The 15388-nt window shown below is 33.5% G+C and carries 15 protein-coding genes; 3 read left to right on the plus strand and 12 right to left on the minus strand.

Annotated elements, in window-relative coordinates:
• Positions 1–21: 21 nt before the first annotated feature.
• The 3 genes from ACWGOQ_RS17200 (at position 22) to miaA (ending at position 3379) form a co-directional block, all read left to right on the plus strand.
• Complete coding sequence (locus ACWGOQ_RS17200; protein WP_452059391.1) at positions 22–1410, plus strand: exonuclease domain-containing protein; 1389 nt, start codon at positions 22–24, stop codon at positions 1408–1410.
• 219 nt (positions 1411–1629) lie between these two features.
• Complete coding sequence (locus tag ACWGOQ_RS17205) at positions 1630–2466, plus strand: ion transporter (protein WP_452059392.1); 837 nt, start codon at positions 1630–1632, stop codon at positions 2464–2466.
• Positions 2417–3379, plus strand: coding sequence for a tRNA (adenosine(37)-N6)-dimethylallyltransferase MiaA (gene miaA, locus ACWGOQ_RS17210; RefSeq protein WP_452059393.1), 963 nt, complete (start codon positions 2417–2419; stop codon positions 3377–3379). The genes ACWGOQ_RS17205 and miaA overlap by 50 nt, the downstream gene beginning before the upstream one ends.
• A gap of 28 nt (positions 3380–3407) precedes the next feature.
• On the opposite strand, the gene ACWGOQ_RS17215 is transcribed toward miaA, so the two are convergent.
• The 12 genes from ACWGOQ_RS17215 to ACWGOQ_RS17270 form a co-directional block, all read right to left on the minus strand.
• On the minus strand, positions 3408–4121 hold the full coding sequence (locus ACWGOQ_RS17215) for a response regulator transcription factor (RefSeq protein WP_452059394.1): 714 nt from the start codon (positions 4119–4121) through the stop codon (positions 3408–3410).
• A gap of 3 nt (positions 4122–4124) precedes the next feature.
• Positions 4125–5693 (minus strand): sensor histidine kinase, encoded by a 1569-nt coding sequence (locus ACWGOQ_RS17220; RefSeq protein WP_452059395.1) that lies wholly within the window; start codon positions 5691–5693, stop codon positions 4125–4127.
• 84 nt (positions 5694–5777) lie between these two features.
• Positions 5778–6359, minus strand: coding sequence for a dephospho-CoA kinase (coaE, locus tag ACWGOQ_RS17225; protein WP_452059396.1), 582 nt, complete (start codon positions 6357–6359; stop codon positions 5778–5780).
• The gene (locus ACWGOQ_RS17230; protein ID WP_452059397.1) at positions 6360–7319 is read right to left on the minus strand and encodes a CdaR family protein; all 960 of its coding nucleotides are present in this window, start codon (positions 7317–7319) and stop codon (positions 6360–6362) included.
• A gap of 5 nt (positions 7320–7324) precedes the next feature.
• On the minus strand, positions 7325–8329 hold the full coding sequence (locus tag ACWGOQ_RS17235) for a glycosyltransferase family 2 protein (protein ID WP_452059398.1): 1005 nt from the start codon (positions 8327–8329) through the stop codon (positions 7325–7327).
• A 140-nt stretch (positions 8330–8469) separates the two neighbouring features.
• A complete protein-coding gene (locus ACWGOQ_RS17240; RefSeq protein WP_452059399.1) occupies positions 8470–9288 on the minus strand; it encodes an enoyl-ACP reductase FabI in 819 nt (272 codons plus the stop codon).
• 84 nt (positions 9289–9372) lie between these two features.
• A complete protein-coding gene (gene recN / locus ACWGOQ_RS17245) occupies positions 9373–11028 on the minus strand; it encodes a DNA repair protein RecN (RefSeq protein ID WP_452059400.1) in 1656 nt (551 codons plus the stop codon).
• Between the two features lie 78 nt (positions 11029–11106).
• Positions 11107–11994, minus strand: coding sequence for a type IX secretion system protein PorD (porD, locus tag ACWGOQ_RS17250; protein WP_452059472.1), 888 nt, complete (start codon positions 11992–11994; stop codon positions 11107–11109).
• The gene (gene coaBC, locus ACWGOQ_RS17255) at positions 11987–13201 is read right to left on the minus strand and encodes a bifunctional phosphopantothenoylcysteine decarboxylase/phosphopantothenate--cysteine ligase CoaBC (protein WP_452059401.1); all 1215 of its coding nucleotides are present in this window, start codon (positions 13199–13201) and stop codon (positions 11987–11989) included. The genes porD and coaBC overlap by 8 nt, the downstream gene beginning before the upstream one ends.
• A 2-nt stretch (positions 13202–13203) precedes the next feature.
• Positions 13204–13536 carry a DNA-directed RNA polymerase subunit omega gene (locus tag ACWGOQ_RS17260; RefSeq protein ID WP_118456596.1) on the minus strand — a complete coding sequence of 111 codons (333 nt, stop codon included), beginning with the start codon at positions 13534–13536 and terminating at the stop codon, positions 13204–13206.
• A gap of 15 nt (positions 13537–13551) precedes the next feature.
• Entirely contained in the window at positions 13552–14343 is a 792-nt protein-coding gene (locus ACWGOQ_RS17265; RefSeq protein ID WP_452059402.1) for an outer membrane protein assembly factor BamD, read from the minus strand.
• Between the two features lie 117 nt (positions 14344–14460).
• Positions 14461–15387 (minus strand): ion channel, encoded by a 927-nt coding sequence (locus ACWGOQ_RS17270; RefSeq protein WP_452059403.1) that lies wholly within the window; start codon positions 15385–15387, stop codon positions 14461–14463.
• Position 15388 lies beyond the last annotated feature (1 nt).

Here is a 15388-nt window from a genome sequence, read left to right on the forward strand (position 1 = left end):
AGATTCCGCCAGACACGAATGATGTACGCGATTTTAGATATAGAAACTACCGGAGGTAAATACAATGAAGAAGGGATTACAGAAATCGCTATTTACAAGTTTGACGGACATCAGGTAGTAGATCAATTTATTAGCTTGGTTAATCCAGAAAAGCCTATCCAACCTTTTGTCGTTAATCTCACAGGAATAAACAACAAAATGCTTCGCAGTGCTCCAAAGTTTTACGAAGTAGCGAAAAGAATTGTAGAAATTACGACTGATTGTATCATTGTAGCACACAATGCCGCTTTTGACTATAGGATCTTACGCACTGAATTTGACAGGCTTGGTTTTGATTTTGAAAGACGTTCTCTTTGTACAGTAGAGCTTTCTCAAAAACTAATTCCAGATCAGAAATCATATAGTCTGGGAAAATTGGTTCGTAGTTTAGGAATTGCCATTTCGGATAGACACAGAGCTACAGGAGACGCTCAGGCAACTGTAAAACTATTTAAACTGCTTCTTTCAAAAGATGTTGAGAAAAATATTCTTAAAGAAACCGTACGACTAGATACCAAAAGAAAAGTAGCCGATAAATTACTCAAACTTATTGAAGCCGTCCCCTCTTCTACCGGAGTTTATTATATGCATCGAGAAGATGGTACGATTATATATATCGGTAAAAGTAAAAATATAAAGAAAAGAGTTACCCAACATTTCACCAATGATAATAGAAAATCAAAGAATATTCAGGATGAAGTAGCCAGTGTAACCTATGAAATTACAGGAAGTGAATTATTAGCATTGCTTAAAGAAAATGAAGAAATAAAACTCAATAAACCTAAGTATAACCGATCACTGAAAAGAACTAAATTCGATCAAGCACTATATAAGTTTACTGATGATCACGGATATATAAACCTTATCGTTAAAAAAGCTGACAGACGTAAAGCCAGCATTACCACATTTACGAATAGACAGCAAGCCAAATCTTTCATGCAACGCTGGACAGAAGAATATAACTTATGTCTAAAATTAATGGGATTAGATAACAGATCAGGAAATTGTTTTCATCATACTATAGAAAAATGCAATGGTGCCTGCATTTTAAACGAATCTGTGGAGACATATAATAATCGGGTACAAGAGCTTATTGCCAAGCAATCGTTTGGTAATAAAAATATGATGGTAATTGATCGCGGTCGGGACATTGATGAGCAAAGTGTACTATTAATAGAAAATGGTGAATTTAAAGGAATCGGATATTTCAATCTTAATCATCAGATTAATAACATTGGTATTTTAAGATCCATAATAACTCCTATGAACCATAACCCTGATGCACAACACATTATACAAAGCTATATAAGACAACATAAAAGATTAAAAATTATTGCCTTGGACAGTAATAAGGTCAACGCCAAAAAGTAATATTTCCATTATAAGCGCTACTAAAAGTTATATCCCAAACAATTGAAAATACTATAGTCTTTTGATTCATCATACCTTTACTTTTTTCCCCTATTACCCTAAGGAATAGCATACATCGTTAAAAGATTTTTTTAACCCAATCGTTGATATGAAAATAACACCGCGGTAACAATAAAAAAACAAGTTAATTTTTTAGTATTTTCGTTAAAACAATCAATTTTGAATCAAAAATTACATACAAGAAACTGGAAAGATAAGCTACATGAGATTATTTATGAAGCGGACACTCCGTTGGGTAAATTTTTTGATGTAATCCTTTTAATTCTTATTTTACTGAGCATCATTTTTGTGATGATGGAAAGTGTTAAAGGTCTAGCTGAGCGTACATATGATTTTCTATACTACTCAGAATGGGTGATCACTATCTTTTTTACTTTTGAATATATCGCTAGAGTGATATCAATGAAAAAGCCTTTTAAATATATATTTAGCTTCTACGGCATCATTGATCTTGTATCTACAATTCCTTTGTATCTATCCTTTTTTATGATTGGATCGAGCGCTTTGCTTACGGTTAGAGCTCTTAGATTACTTCGAGTATTCAGAATATTAAAAATCTCAAGATATATTGGAGAATCCAACAAACTTGCTAAAGCCATTAAAGATAGCAGAGCAAAAATTCTGGTTTTTTTATTTGCAGTTGTAGTTGTTTGTATTATTGCTGGTACACTGATGTACATTATAGAAGGAGAAGAAAGTGGTTTTAAGAGTATCCCGATAAGTGTATACTGGTGTATTGTAACATTGACTACGGTTGGATATGGTGATATTGCACCTGTAACCCCTGTAGGTCAGCTTCTGGCTGCTCTTATTATGATTATGGGATACGGTATTATTGCGGTACCTACTGGAATTGTTAGTGCAGAATACGCGGCAGGTCAAAAAACAGCGATTGTGAATGTAAACTCACAATCTTGTTCTAACTGTAATACCAGAAAACATCAGGATGGAGCAAAACATTGTCATAACTGCGGACATACCTTATACAATGATTGACAATACCCTTATCGTAGTCGTGGGACCTACTGCAATAGGTAAAACAAGCTTAAGTATTCAACTGGCTAGATACCTTAATTGTGATATTGTTTCTGCTGATAGTAGACAATTTTACAAAGAAATGTGTATAGGTACTGCAGTTCCGAGTACAGAAGAATTAACTCAGGCTAAACACTATTTCATACAACATAAAAGTATACAAGAAAACTATTCTGTTGGTGATTTTGAAAAAGATGCTCTTTCTACATTAGATGAGCTATTCTGTAGTAACAAATATGCTATATTAGTTGGTGGTTCGGGATTGTACGTAAATGCAGTTACCAAAGGATTAGATCATTTTCCTGAAGTTCATCAAGATGTTAGGACAGCACTTAAGAGAAGATATAATGAAGCAGGAATAGAAAGTCTGCAACTACAATTGAAAGAACTAGATCCTCTTTACTACGCAAAAGTAGATCTCCAAAATACACATCGAGTGATGCGGGCACTAGAAGTATGTATCAGTAGTGGAAAACCGTATTCATCATTCATTACCCATTCATCAAAAAAAAGACATTTCAATATTATTAAAATAGGACTCACCGCAGAAAGAGCGATCATTTATGAAAGAATTAACAAAAGAGTAGATATAATGATCGAAGAGGGATTACTGAATGAAGTAAAGAGCCTCTATCCGTATAGATCCTTGAACGCACTAAACACAGTGGGTTACAAGGAAATTTTTGAGTTTATAAAAGGAAATTGGGAGTTGGATTTTGCTATTTCCGAAATTAAGAAAAATACTAGGCGATTTGCTAAGCGACAACTGACTTGGTTTAGGAAAGACCATGAAATAGCATGGTTTGATTATCAGTGCGATTCAGAATCAATAATATCCTATATTAAAAAAACCGCTATGGAACATAAACCATAGCGATTTTTAAATAGAATGTTACCGTTATCTAGGATTCATCGCTTCTTACTACAAGCCTGAACCCTTCTCCGTGGATATTCAGAATTTCCACATTTTCATCTTTCTTTAAATATTTTCTTAGTTTGGCGATATAGACGTCCATACTTCTGGAAGTAAAGTAGTTATCATCTCTCCATATTTTGGTAAGCGCTAGCTCTCTTGGCATTAAATCATTGAGATGCAATGCTAACAAACGTAGTAATTCATTCTCTTTGGGAGATAACTTTATAGGCTCTTCCTCCTTATAAGTAAGAAACCTAAGCTTTGAGTTAAGGTGAAATCCTCCTACTTTAAATTCAAATTGTTTACTATCTGCAACCGATTCAGTACTCTTACGCTGCATTATTGCCTGTATTTTCATTAACAGCACTTCGCTATCAAAAGGCTTATTAAGATAATCGTCAGCTCCTACTTTATATCCTTTAAGTACATCTTCTTTCATTGCTTTTGCGGTCAAGAAAATGATTGGAACATCTTCGTTCTTTTCTCTTATTTCTTTTGCCAAAGTAAAACCGTCTTTGTAGGGCATCATCACATCCAGGATACACATATCATAATCATCCTTTTTGAATTTTTCAAAGCCTTCCATACCATTTTTAGCGTGTACAACATCATACTCATTCATAACAAGATAATCTTTCAGCACTGTACCGAAATTAGGATCATCTTCTACAAGCAAAATCTTTTTGTTTTCTGTTTCCATATTTTAAGATATTAACGGTAATTTAGTTATAAATGTGGAGCCTTTTCCCCGTTCACTCTCCACCCATATTTGACCATGATGGTCATCTATTATTCTTTTTACGTACGTCAGTCCAAGTCCATGTCCTTTTACATTATGTAAATCTCCGGTATGCTCTCTAAAGAATTTCTCAAAGATCTTCTTTTGAGCAACTTTACTCATTCCAACTCCCTGATCCCTAATTTTCAATACAATACTATTCTTTACATTTTCTGTATAAATATCAATTTTTGGTGCTCCTTCGGAATACTTAATTGCATTATCCAGCATATTCACAATCACATTAGTCATATGGCTATCATTAGCCAGTATACTTGATTTAAGAGCTCCTAAATGTGTTTTTACATACCCTTCTCTATTCTCTACGATTAAAGAAACGTGGGTAATTGCATCTTCAATAATCTCATGCAATTCTAGACGCTCTTTCTTAATATTTAACTCATTCTTCTCTAATTGAGATATTCTTAATACATTTTCTACCTGAGTTAACATTCTTTTATTTTCCTCACGTATCATCACCATATAACGCTTTACCTTATCAGGATCGTCTGCTATTTTAGGGTTTTTAATAGCATCTAATGCCAGGTTAATTGTAGCTATAGGGGTTTTGAGTTCATGCGTCATATTATTAATAAAGTCTGTCTTTATTTGTGATATTTGTCGTTGTTGGAGTAACTGCGATAAAGCACTTGAATATGCCACTACAATTACCAACGTAAAAATGACCGACAAAATTGCCATTCCTTTTATGGTCGATAATATATATCTATTCTTACCTGTAAAGTTTACATATAGCTGATATAAACTTGATCCATCTTCATTATTGACAAACAGAGGAACTGCAAAAGTATTACCATCACTTTCATTTTCACTAAAATCATCAGAACGTACTCGAGTAGCTAACGCATTACTATATATAGCATACTCAAAATCTACCTTCATATCCCTTTCTGCCAATTCTTTTTTGAGTAATCTCTCAACTTCTTCCTTTTTTACTCTTCTATGAATAGGAATAAAATTAGCTAGCTGATCTATCACAATTTCATAATCTCTTCTTTGCAGATCAGTGAGTTTACTTAATCTATTTAATTTTGAATTAGACCATTGTTTAGATGGATTACTTTTCTTATCATCATCAATTAATTCTGCATTTCGGTTCAAAATATCTTTTAATCTCACCGTATCAATCGTAAAATCGATAAATGAAGAAAACAGTTTAGAATCTTCTTCTAAAACACCATCACCAAAAGCAAATGAGCCTTTATCAAAACCTATGTCTAAGAGCTGTTGTATTGTTTTATTATCTGGTTCTTTGATACTGTCTAAAATCTCTTGTAAGGGATAATACATTTCTTCAAACTCCCTATACTCAATTTTATTGGAAACAGAAATCAATATTTGTTTTGCATTGAAAGAGAACTGTTCTCTGTTATTCTCTACTGTATTCTGAATCCAATATCCCTGAACAAAAATAATCCCGATTAACGACAAACTCATCAAAAGGATCAGCAATGCGAATAACCTTTTATTCATAGGTCAAAAGTAAGACTTTAACATTTAGCTACTTTACGGTTTAACCAAATGTTAACAAAATGAAAGATTAAGAAAATAACACAATTAAAGGATTAATTTATTATGAATTTTTTTAACTTGAAGCCAAGTTTCTTCTAAATTCATATTTTGTATCACAAAATCTGCCATTGGAATTTTTTTTGCATCTTTCCATTGGTTATGTAACCTTGCAACAACTTGAGATCTGGTAGAATTATCCCTTTTTAAAACCCTTTCTATTCTTACTTCTTCGGGAGCAGTAACGAGTATTGTAAAATCACAGTGATTATATCCACCGTTCTCAAACAATATAGCGGCTTCTTTTATTACGTAAGTAGATTTTTGTTCCTTTTTCCAGGCATTAAAATGAGTAGCTACTGCTGGATGTACGATTTGGTTTAATTTTTCTAATAACTCTTTATTATTAAATACTTTGTTTGCAATATATGTACGATTCAGGCCTTTATTACTATAGGCTTTTACGCCTAGAAGATCAACAATCTGCTTTTTTACGGTAGTCTCTTCACTCATCAGTTTTTTAGCTTCATCATCAGCTATATATACAGGAATATCAAACTTTGCAAACATCTTTGCAACCGTTGATTTTCCACTCCCTATACCTCCTGTAAGCCCTACTGTTTTTGTCATCTAATTAAGAATCACAAATTGCACTTGTTTATCTTGCAACCGAACATCGTGGATTGAAGTGGGCATACCTATTAATTCTAGTATTAAAAAAGAACTCTCATCTGCTACCTTATTATAATCCGCTATTACTTTAAAATCTCTTTGACTTATTTCATTATACTTATCAAGTCCTACTCTATAAACCACTTTAACCTCTTTTGGAAAAATCTTTATCTCTTTATTTTCCGGGATGTTAATTAACGTTATTGGAACTTCCTGGCTTCCTTCTGTAAATTTACTTACGGTAATGATCGCTTCTACTTCTTTCGGAACTATATTAACCCTTGGAGGTAAACTATCGATTTTAATAGATAAGGATGTTTTATAGTTTGTATTAAGTTCTTCCAGTTTCAGATTTTCGGTTACTACATAATTAATTGAGTCTACAATTCTTTGTGGACCACTTATTGTAATAGAATCTGGGGCAAGAACGACTCCTTCATCACTACCATATCCAGGAACATACCGAATTTCTTTTAACAATCGTATTGGAATTTTCTTTTCCAAATTAACATCTAGTTTTACTTTTAATGTGTCTTTTTGAACAGAAAGAACTCTCCCTTTAAATTTCAGTTTATTTTTTAAAGATTGATTTGCATTACTAATGTCAAAATAATAATCACCTCCTTTAGCTTCGATAGCATTCTTAATATCAAATTTCAACCTAGGTCTACTCCATCTATTTTTTATCAACCTAAAACCGTTGCCATTAAGTGTTAATTTAATAGTCTGATCACTATCCTCATCCAAAATCCTATCCTGAGGCACATTGATATAAAGAACATCACATATAACCTCTTGAGTATAATTTTTAGAGAATTGTATAAAAAGCCATAGAATAGAAGTAAATACCAAGAAAAAAAGAAATGTTTTAACATTATTCCTTTTTAAAGAAAATCTATTCAATTTTTTTTTGGGCATAGGTGTTACTTTTGGAAAAACAACTTTTTAAATTGTTGTTCGGGTATCTTTTTCAAAAGATGAATATAATAATAAGATTTTAGGAATCCTTTTCCATAACCATAAAATTGTACAAATACTGCAACAACAGACTGAATACCAATAGACAAACTTTTATAACGTAACGTTGCACTCATGAAAACAACCATAAAATACAACACCAATAACGCCATAAAATACCAATAACCTATTACTGTCATAACTATAGCAAATACTATATATGCCATAAAAAGACTTGGAAACCAATAGGTGATTTTTGATGTTTCCGGATGCCATTGATTGAGAATAGGTCTTACCAATCCAAATTTATGTACCTGTATATAAAACTTTTTCCACGAGATTCTTCGTTTATGAAATACTTTTGCATTCGGTATTAATGTAGTTTCATATCCCAGTTTCCAGAGTCGTATAGTAAGATCAGGGTCTTCTCCCGGGTGAATATTTCCAAAACCTCTTGAGGTTTCAAAAGCTTCCTTAGATATTCCCATATTAAAGCTTCGAGGTTGAAATTTTCCAACAACATTCTTCTTCCCCCTTATACCCCCTGTTGTGAGATAAGAGGTCATACTGAAACTTATCGCTTTTTGAAGGTTAGAAAAACTCGTATGTGCATCATCTGGACCGCCAAAACAATGGACAAAATTCTTAGATAAGCATTCTTCAACTCTTTTTAAATAATCAGAGGGCAGTATTACATCACTGTCCAGAATAAGAAAGTAGTTCCCCTTTGCTTTGCGCATACCATAATTTCGAGAATCTCCAGGACCAGTATTTACCTTTTTGTAATAGCTAATTTGAAGCCTATCCCTATAGATTTTGATTATATTTTCTGAGGTTTTAGAAGAGCCATCCTCTACAATTACTACTTCAAATGATTTGTCAAATTTCAACGAAACCATACTATTTAGCAACTCATCTATTTCGTTTGGTCTATTATATACTGGAATGATAAAAGAAAAAGAAATATTCATAAAACAAAAGTAACTAAACCAAAGAATCCTGCCATATTTATAAGATTAGGATTTTAGCTATTATAAGAAGCCTTGCATACTATTCAAATGTTCCACCCTAACAAAATTGAACATATCAAGACCAGTATTTATGTCTAATACTATTCTTCGTCTACAAACTTCTCCATCACCATCTGACTAACTCCCATATTTGAAAATCCGCCATCGTGATACAGGTTTTGTAAGGTCACTTTTTTAGTCAAATCTGAAAATAAAGTAATTGTATAATCTGCACATTCTGCGGCAGAAGCGTTCCCTAAAGGCGACATTTTATCCGCATATTCAATAAATCCATCAAATCCTTTTACTCCTTTTCCTGCTGTAGTCGGTGTTGGAGATTGAGAAATAGTATTGACCCTTACTTTTTTATCCCGACCAAAGAAATAGCCGAAACTTCGTGCAATAGATTCGAGATACGCTTTATTATCAGCCATATCATTATAATCAGGAAAAACTCTTTGGGCTGCCATATACGTTAGCGCTACTATACTACCCCATTCGTTCATAGCCTCTTTCTTAAACAAAGTCTGCATCGTTTTATGAAAGGAAAGTGCAGATATATCCCAGCCTTTTTCACTCCAATCGTAGTTTAAATCTGTATAATGCCGACCTTTTCTTACATTTACTGACATCCCTATGGAATGTAGAATAAAATCAAGTTTTCCTCCTAATATCTCCATTGATTTATCAACAAGATTTTCCAGATCTTCTAGTGAGGTGGCATCTGCGGGTACGATTTGAGAATTCGTTTTTTCTGCTAATTCCTTAATTGCCCCCATACGCAGGGCAACCGGAGCATTTGTAAGAACAAAAGTTCCTCCTTCTTCAAAAACACGCTCTGCTGTTTTCCAGGCTATTGAATTTTCATCAAGTGCACCGAAAATAATACCTTTTTTACCTTTTAATAAATTATATGACATTTAATACTAAATTATAAATGATTTTATGAATAGTAAAGATAATAAAACGACTTCAACCGGAGCTATAGTCCAACAACTTTAGTTTTACTGTTGTAATAATGATTTTGCGTGAGTTAATGCAGAATCCGAAATATCCTTTCCTCCTATCATCTCGGCGATTTCTTTAACTCTATCGTTCTCATTCAGCAGCTTCAACCTTGTTACTGTAGTGTTGTTTATATCTTCTTTAAAAACTTTATACTGGCTCTGTCCATTGGCGGCAATCTGTGGTAAATGGGTAATACTAAGAACCTGTAAGTTCTTACTCATAACCATCATCAAATCGGCCATTTTATGTGCAACTTCTCCAGAAACTCCTGTATCTATTTCGTCAAAAATAATCGTTGGTAATTGTGTATATCTAGACAAGATAGCTTTTATAGCGATCATTATTCTGGAAAGCTCTCCGCCTGAAGCTACTTTCTTGAGCTCTCCATAAGCGCCTCCTTTATTAGCAGAAAACAAAAATTCCAAAATTTCCTTCCCATTAGAAAAATACTTTTCCTGCAAGGTTAGCGAAGTTTTAAAAGTGGCATTTGGCATCCCTAATGACTTTAGAATATCCTCCAATTCTGAAACTAATTTTGGTAGTGCTTTTGTTCGCTTATTATGAATTCTAACAGCCACCTCGTCCAATTGCTCTTTTGTGCTCTGTATTTCCTTTCTTATAGTTTCAATATCCTGTGTGAGTGACTCCGTTTTAGAAACTTTTTCCTGAAGTTCTTCCTTAATCTTTATCAACTCTTCTGTAGTAGATGTTCCATGTTTTGTATGAAGGTTATGAATCATCTGTAATCTCTGGCTAACAGCTTGTAATTGTTCTGGGTCTGCTTCTAACCGCTCCAGTTCATCTTGTAATGAATCATTCACATCCTCTAATTCGATATAAACACTCTGAATCCTATCAGAGAGTTCTTTTAAAGCTCCAGAATATGGCGCTATCTTAGAAATATCTGTTTTTATTGTATTTAAAAGATCAGCAACTCCGACTTCTTCTGCAGAAAATAAAGCAACTGAGCCGGATAATCGATCTTGTATTTCTTCAATATTGACAAGCGTTTCATAACGCTCTTCTAATTCCGGTAACTCTCCAGGTTTAAGTTTTGCTTCTTCAAGCTCATTGAGTAAAAAGGAATTATAATCGTGTTCTTTTGTTAGCTCTTGTTGGCTTTCTAGCAAAACGCTTTCTTCTTTCTCTTTGACTTTTAGTAACAACAAACCTCGTTTATAAGACTGTATTTCTCTGCTGGATTCTGAAAGAGCATCCAATACTTCAAACTGAAAATCATTTGTAGTAACCTCTAATGTTTGGTGTTGACTATGAATATCTATTAAACGCGGGCCTAGTTTATTCAAAGAGTTCAGTGTGACTGGTGTATCATTTATAAATGCTCTTGATTTTCCGGATGGTAAGATTTCCCTTCTAATAATAGTTTCACTTTCATAATCAAGATCTTCTTCTTCAAAAAACGTTTTTAGATCATATCGCCCTATATCAAAAGTTCCTTCGATGGTACACTTTATCGTACTATTCTTTACGCTACTTAGATCGGCTCTCTTGCCTAGCAAAAGCCCCAATGCGCCAAGAAGCAAAGATTTACCCGCTCCAGTCTCTCCGGTAATCGTGATGAGACCAGTATCAAAAGAAACATGCAGATGTTCTATTAAAGCGAAGTTTTTTATCGAAAGACTTCTTAACAAGGGATTGTGATGTTTTTATTATTTATTAGAGATGGTAAAGATAGTATAGTTTTAAAGAGATTTCAAGAAAAGAAAAATTTATAATTTTATCTCTGCCCAATTACTGGCATAGGTTGGAGCTATCCTATTTAACATTGCCATAGTTTCAGCAATATTTAGAGCGGGGCCACCAGAAAGAATTCTTGACACTTCATCTGCCTTGGCATCAAAAAAAACTCGCATAATATAGGAATTAGGTCTGGTTCTATGCATTTCTTCTAATGTTTTCAAAGATTCTAAAACAGTCTCTTTTCCTTTTTTTAAATCATTACTCATGATATCAAGGCCTTCTCGATGATAGGTATACAAAGTCGATCTATACCCATCAAAAGTCCCTGAAAGTAAATCATCATTTAATCTAAATCTTGTCTGAGTTCCATCTTGCCCGTTCCAACCCAACGTATTACTTCCTTGGGCATTACCTACTATATTTTTGGCTTCCTGATGATACGAAGTTCCCGAATTTAATTCGAAAGTGTCAGCATCCACTCCTAGAATCGTATATAAATAAAAAGATACAACGGAAATAAGATTAGACTCAAAATTATTAGGATTATAATTTAACGGTTGAAACTCTAAATACCTGAAATTAAACTGTTTGTCGTTTATATTCAAAATTGTAGTTTTATAATTTGATCCGTATACGGGTCTGGATGCCTGAACCTGAACTGTTGCTGTAAAACTATCATTAGCGTTACCAAGAATATTTATAAAAAAACTACAATCAATTCTTTCTTCTGTGCGGTACTCTAATTCGGTCCATTTTGTATTGTTTATAAACTCTGTTACCGATCTTTCTAATGTTTTAAAAACCTGTAAATTAGGATTTCCCGTCTGCTCAGCATTTACTACGACTGTAGCGTTAAACTCTTGGGCATTAAGTCCTATACCATATAAAACTACAATAAAAAGAAAGAATTTATGCATTTCGTAGTTCATTAATTTCATTAAAAATATCTTGCGCAACCGCCGCTTTGGTTTTTAGTTTAAACGCTTTTATTTGCAATTTATGATTAATTAAGGTTACTTTATTAGTTTTTCCTTTGAAACCAGCACCTTTATCGTTAAGAGAGTTTAAAACAATCAAATCTAAATTTTTCTTTTGTAGTTTGCCTATTGCGTTTTCTTCTTCATTTTCTGTTTCTAAAGCAAACCCAACTAAAAATTGATTCTTTTTAACAGAACCCATCCATTTAAGAATGTCTGTTGTACGTTCTAATTCTATAGAAAAATTACTATCTGATTTTTTTATTTTCTGATTGGCTATGATTTTAGGCCTATAATCTGCAACTGCAGCAGATGCTATTGCGATATCGCAGTTATCGAATTCTTTTGCTACAGCGTCGTACATTGATGCAGCATTAATAACTGGTATTACAGTAATAAAATCGTGTATTACTTGTAGTGAAGAAGGCCCCAGAACCAATGTTACTTGTGCTCCAAGATTCGCTGCGGACTTGGCCAGCTCCATACCCATTCTTCCTGTAGAATGATTTCCAATAAATCGAACCGGGTCAATGGCTTCGTACGTCGGACCGGCAGTTATTAAAACTTTTTGTCCTTTCAAAGGTAACTTTCTCAGAATATCATTTTCAATAAAACTGACAATATTAGATGGTTCTGCCATCCTTCCTTGTCCAACTAAACCGCTAGCAAGTTCTCCTGATTCTGAAGGAATCATAATGTTTCCAAACTCCTGTAGTTTTCGAAAAGTAAGATGTGTTGAGGGATGATTATGCATGTCCAAATCCATTGCTGGAGCAAAGTAAACAGGACATTTAGCAGAAAGATAGGTAGCCAATAATAAGTTATCACTGTTACCTGTTGACATCTTTGACAAGGTATTTGCGGTTGCCGGAGCAATAATCATAAAATCCGCCCAAAGCCCAAGTTCCACGTGATTGTTCCACTCGGCATTTTCGTCATCCTCATCATAAAAGGAAGAATGCACCGGATTCTTAGATAGCGTAGATAGTGTAAGCGGTGTCACAAAATCCTTTGCAGCCGGGGTCATTACTACTTTTACTTCTGCACCTGATTTAACAAAAAGACGAACTAAAGTAGCTGTTTTATACGCGGCAATACCAGCGGTAACACCTATTAGAATATTTTTACCGCCTACTATTGATGACATATTTATAGAGATTCCGAGTCTGTCTTTGTATTTCTGTAGTAAATTTTACCATCTAGCCATTCTTGTGCTGCCAAAGAATGAGGTTTTGGTAATCTCTCATAAAATTTAGAAACTTCTATTTGTTCCTTATTCTCAAAGATTTCTTCTAAACTATCGTTATATGTTGCGAACTCATCTAATTTCTCTAAAAGTTCCTTCTTTATATCTGTATTTATCTGATTTGCTCTTTTAGATATTACAGAAATTGCCTCATAGATATTATCTGTAGGCTGATCTACTAAATTTTTATCAATAGTAGTTGTATTTACTGGGGCATTGCTTTTTTTCAAATCCATCTTCTCCTAATATTTCTATTTATATTTTTCTAACCTTAATTTTATATCTTCTGAAATTTCTTCAGCATCGGCAGTAAACTCACCTTCTTTATAATATTTTTTATAATTATCGTAAAAATCATTTGCCATCTCGAGTCGTTCTTCTACAAACACCTCATAACTACCAATGGCTAATAAATATTGTGATTCTAACTTGTAATATAATGCTTTTTCTCTAAAAGCAGATCCCGGATAATCAATTAGATAATTATCAAAAGCATCTATTGCTACTTTATAGTTTTCTCTATGATGATATTGCTTCGCTATCTCGAAAGCTTTCTTCTCTTTCTTATTTCTGAGTTCGGCTACTAATGTATTTGCTTCTTCGAGGTTTTCACTTTCTGGAAATGCATTTATATATGTCTGAAGCTTTTCTAGAGCTTCATCTGTTTCAGTCTGATCCAGACTGTATCTAGGAGATAAGTAATAGTAACTTTTTGCTCCTTTATATGCCGCTTCCTCTATTTTTTCACTATTAGGATATGACTTTGCAAATCGTTCAAATTGATACCCTGCTAGATAATAGTCTTCAAGATTATAATAAGTATCTGAGTAATAATACATTACTCTTTCTGCCTGTGGTTTTCCTCTAAATTGAGGAACGATCTGCTCGAAAAGGCGTAAAGCTTTTTTGTATTTACCTTCTTTATATAACTCTTCTGCCAATTTATATTTAGGCCCTACTTCTTCCGCTTTTAGTACTTTTTGATATTCACTGCAAGAACCAAGGGAAATAACAATTATAAGCAAAAACAACAATCTATTCATATCTTAAAAAACATCTGGCAAAAATAGATATTTCTGCCGTATTACAAAAACTTTAATTCATCTATTAAATAACTAAATAATCCATTGATTGTTGCAAAAAAACAAGCGCATAGCAACTTACTTCCTTTTTGCACTATCAGTTTCACCTAACTTATTATGGTCTAACACAGTATAGCCTTCTTCATCGTAATGAAAAGCAGGCACAAAGGCCATGTCTAGTTTTGTGTTTTTAAGTATGTAAGAATGTATCTGGTGTACCTCTTGCGCAAAGGATTCATCATAATAACTAACGAGAATCAACACTTCTCCATTAAGTTTAGTTAATTGATCTCTATCGAATTCTGCTAAAGGACTGGATTTATCTATTGGATGAACAATTGTCCAAGTTGTGGGTAAATAGGTAATCTCACTTCGCTCTAAAGCTAAATTGTAGAAATTATTTATGTATTTCCCATTTTTAAGTTTTTGAGAAAGTGACAATGTTACTTTCACTTTAGGCATAATCATGACGTTGGTACTTCTCCCCATCAACCTAAACATGATACAATCGGTTCCTTGATGTTCTTTTACAATTATAGCTTCGCTAAACTTGATACTCGGTTTGGGTTTTGAAAATCTTCCATACAACAAACCAGTTATAAAAGAAAAACTTAGTAATCCAATGAGTGCTTCGAAAGATGAAATAACTCCAAATACTACACCTTTTGGTGCCATTGCTCCATATCCTACCGTAGTTACTGTCTGTGCAGAGAAAAAGAAAGCCTTAAGAAAATCCCCGAACAAGTTACCAGTAGGTTTTGCAATAGCAGAAATTCCGATTACTGTGTACAAAAATGCAAAAAATGAGTTTATCACGATATACCCTAAGAGCACCCATCCAAAAAATTTTGCCCAGGTAATACTAATCAAATAATTATAACTCCTGGATATAGAAGTCCGTCTGTTTATATGTTTAATATTAAAAGAACCGTCGGAATTTATAAAGCGTTTAGCTTGTTCTTTCGAAGACAAACCAATACCTGGATCTTTTATTTTTGTGGCCATA

The organism is Aquimarina ulvae, assembly GCF_053613295.3.

Coding starts and splice junctions, on each gene's coding strand:
- ACWGOQ_RS17200 (WP_452059391.1), top strand. CDS start 22: ATGTACGCGATTTTAGATATAGAAACTACCGGAGGTAAATACAATGAA.
- miaA (WP_452059393.1), top strand. CDS start 2,417: ATGGAGCAAAACATTGTCATAACTGCGGACATACCTTATACAATGATT.
- ACWGOQ_RS17215 (WP_452059394.1), bottom strand. CDS start 4,121: ATGGAAACAGAAAACAAAAAGATTTTGCTTGTAGAAGATGATCCTAAT.
- ACWGOQ_RS17220 (WP_452059395.1), bottom strand. CDS start 5,693: ATGAATAAAAGGTTATTCGCATTGCTGATCCTTTTGATGAGTTTGTCG.
- coaE (WP_452059396.1), bottom strand. CDS start 6,359: ATGACAAAAACAGTAGGGCTTACAGGAGGTATAGGGAGTGGAAAATCA.
- ACWGOQ_RS17230 (WP_452059397.1), bottom strand. CDS start 7,319: ATGCCCAAAAAAAAATTGAATAGATTTTCTTTAAAAAGGAATAATGTT.
- ACWGOQ_RS17235 (WP_452059398.1), bottom strand. CDS start 8,329: ATGAATATTTCTTTTTCTTTTATCATTCCAGTATATAATAGACCAAAC.
- ACWGOQ_RS17240 (WP_452059399.1), bottom strand. CDS start 9,288: ATGTCATATAATTTATTAAAAGGTAAAAAAGGTATTATTTTCGGTGCA.
- porD (WP_452059472.1), bottom strand. CDS start 11,994: ATGCATAAATTCTTTCTTTTTATTGTAGTTTTATATGGTATAGGACTT.
- coaBC (WP_452059401.1), bottom strand. CDS start 13,201: ATGTCATCAATAGTAGGCGGTAAAAATATTCTAATAGGTGTTACCGCT.
- ACWGOQ_RS17260 (WP_118456596.1), bottom strand. CDS start 13,536: ATGGATTTGAAAAAAAGCAATGCCCCAGTAAATACAACTACTATTGAT.
- ACWGOQ_RS17265 (WP_452059402.1), bottom strand. CDS start 14,343: ATGAATAGATTGTTGTTTTTGCTTATAATTGTTATTTCCCTTGGTTCT.
- ACWGOQ_RS17270 (WP_452059403.1), bottom strand. CDS start 15,387: ATGGCCACAAAAATAAAAGATCCAGGTATTGGTTTGTCTTCGAAAGAA.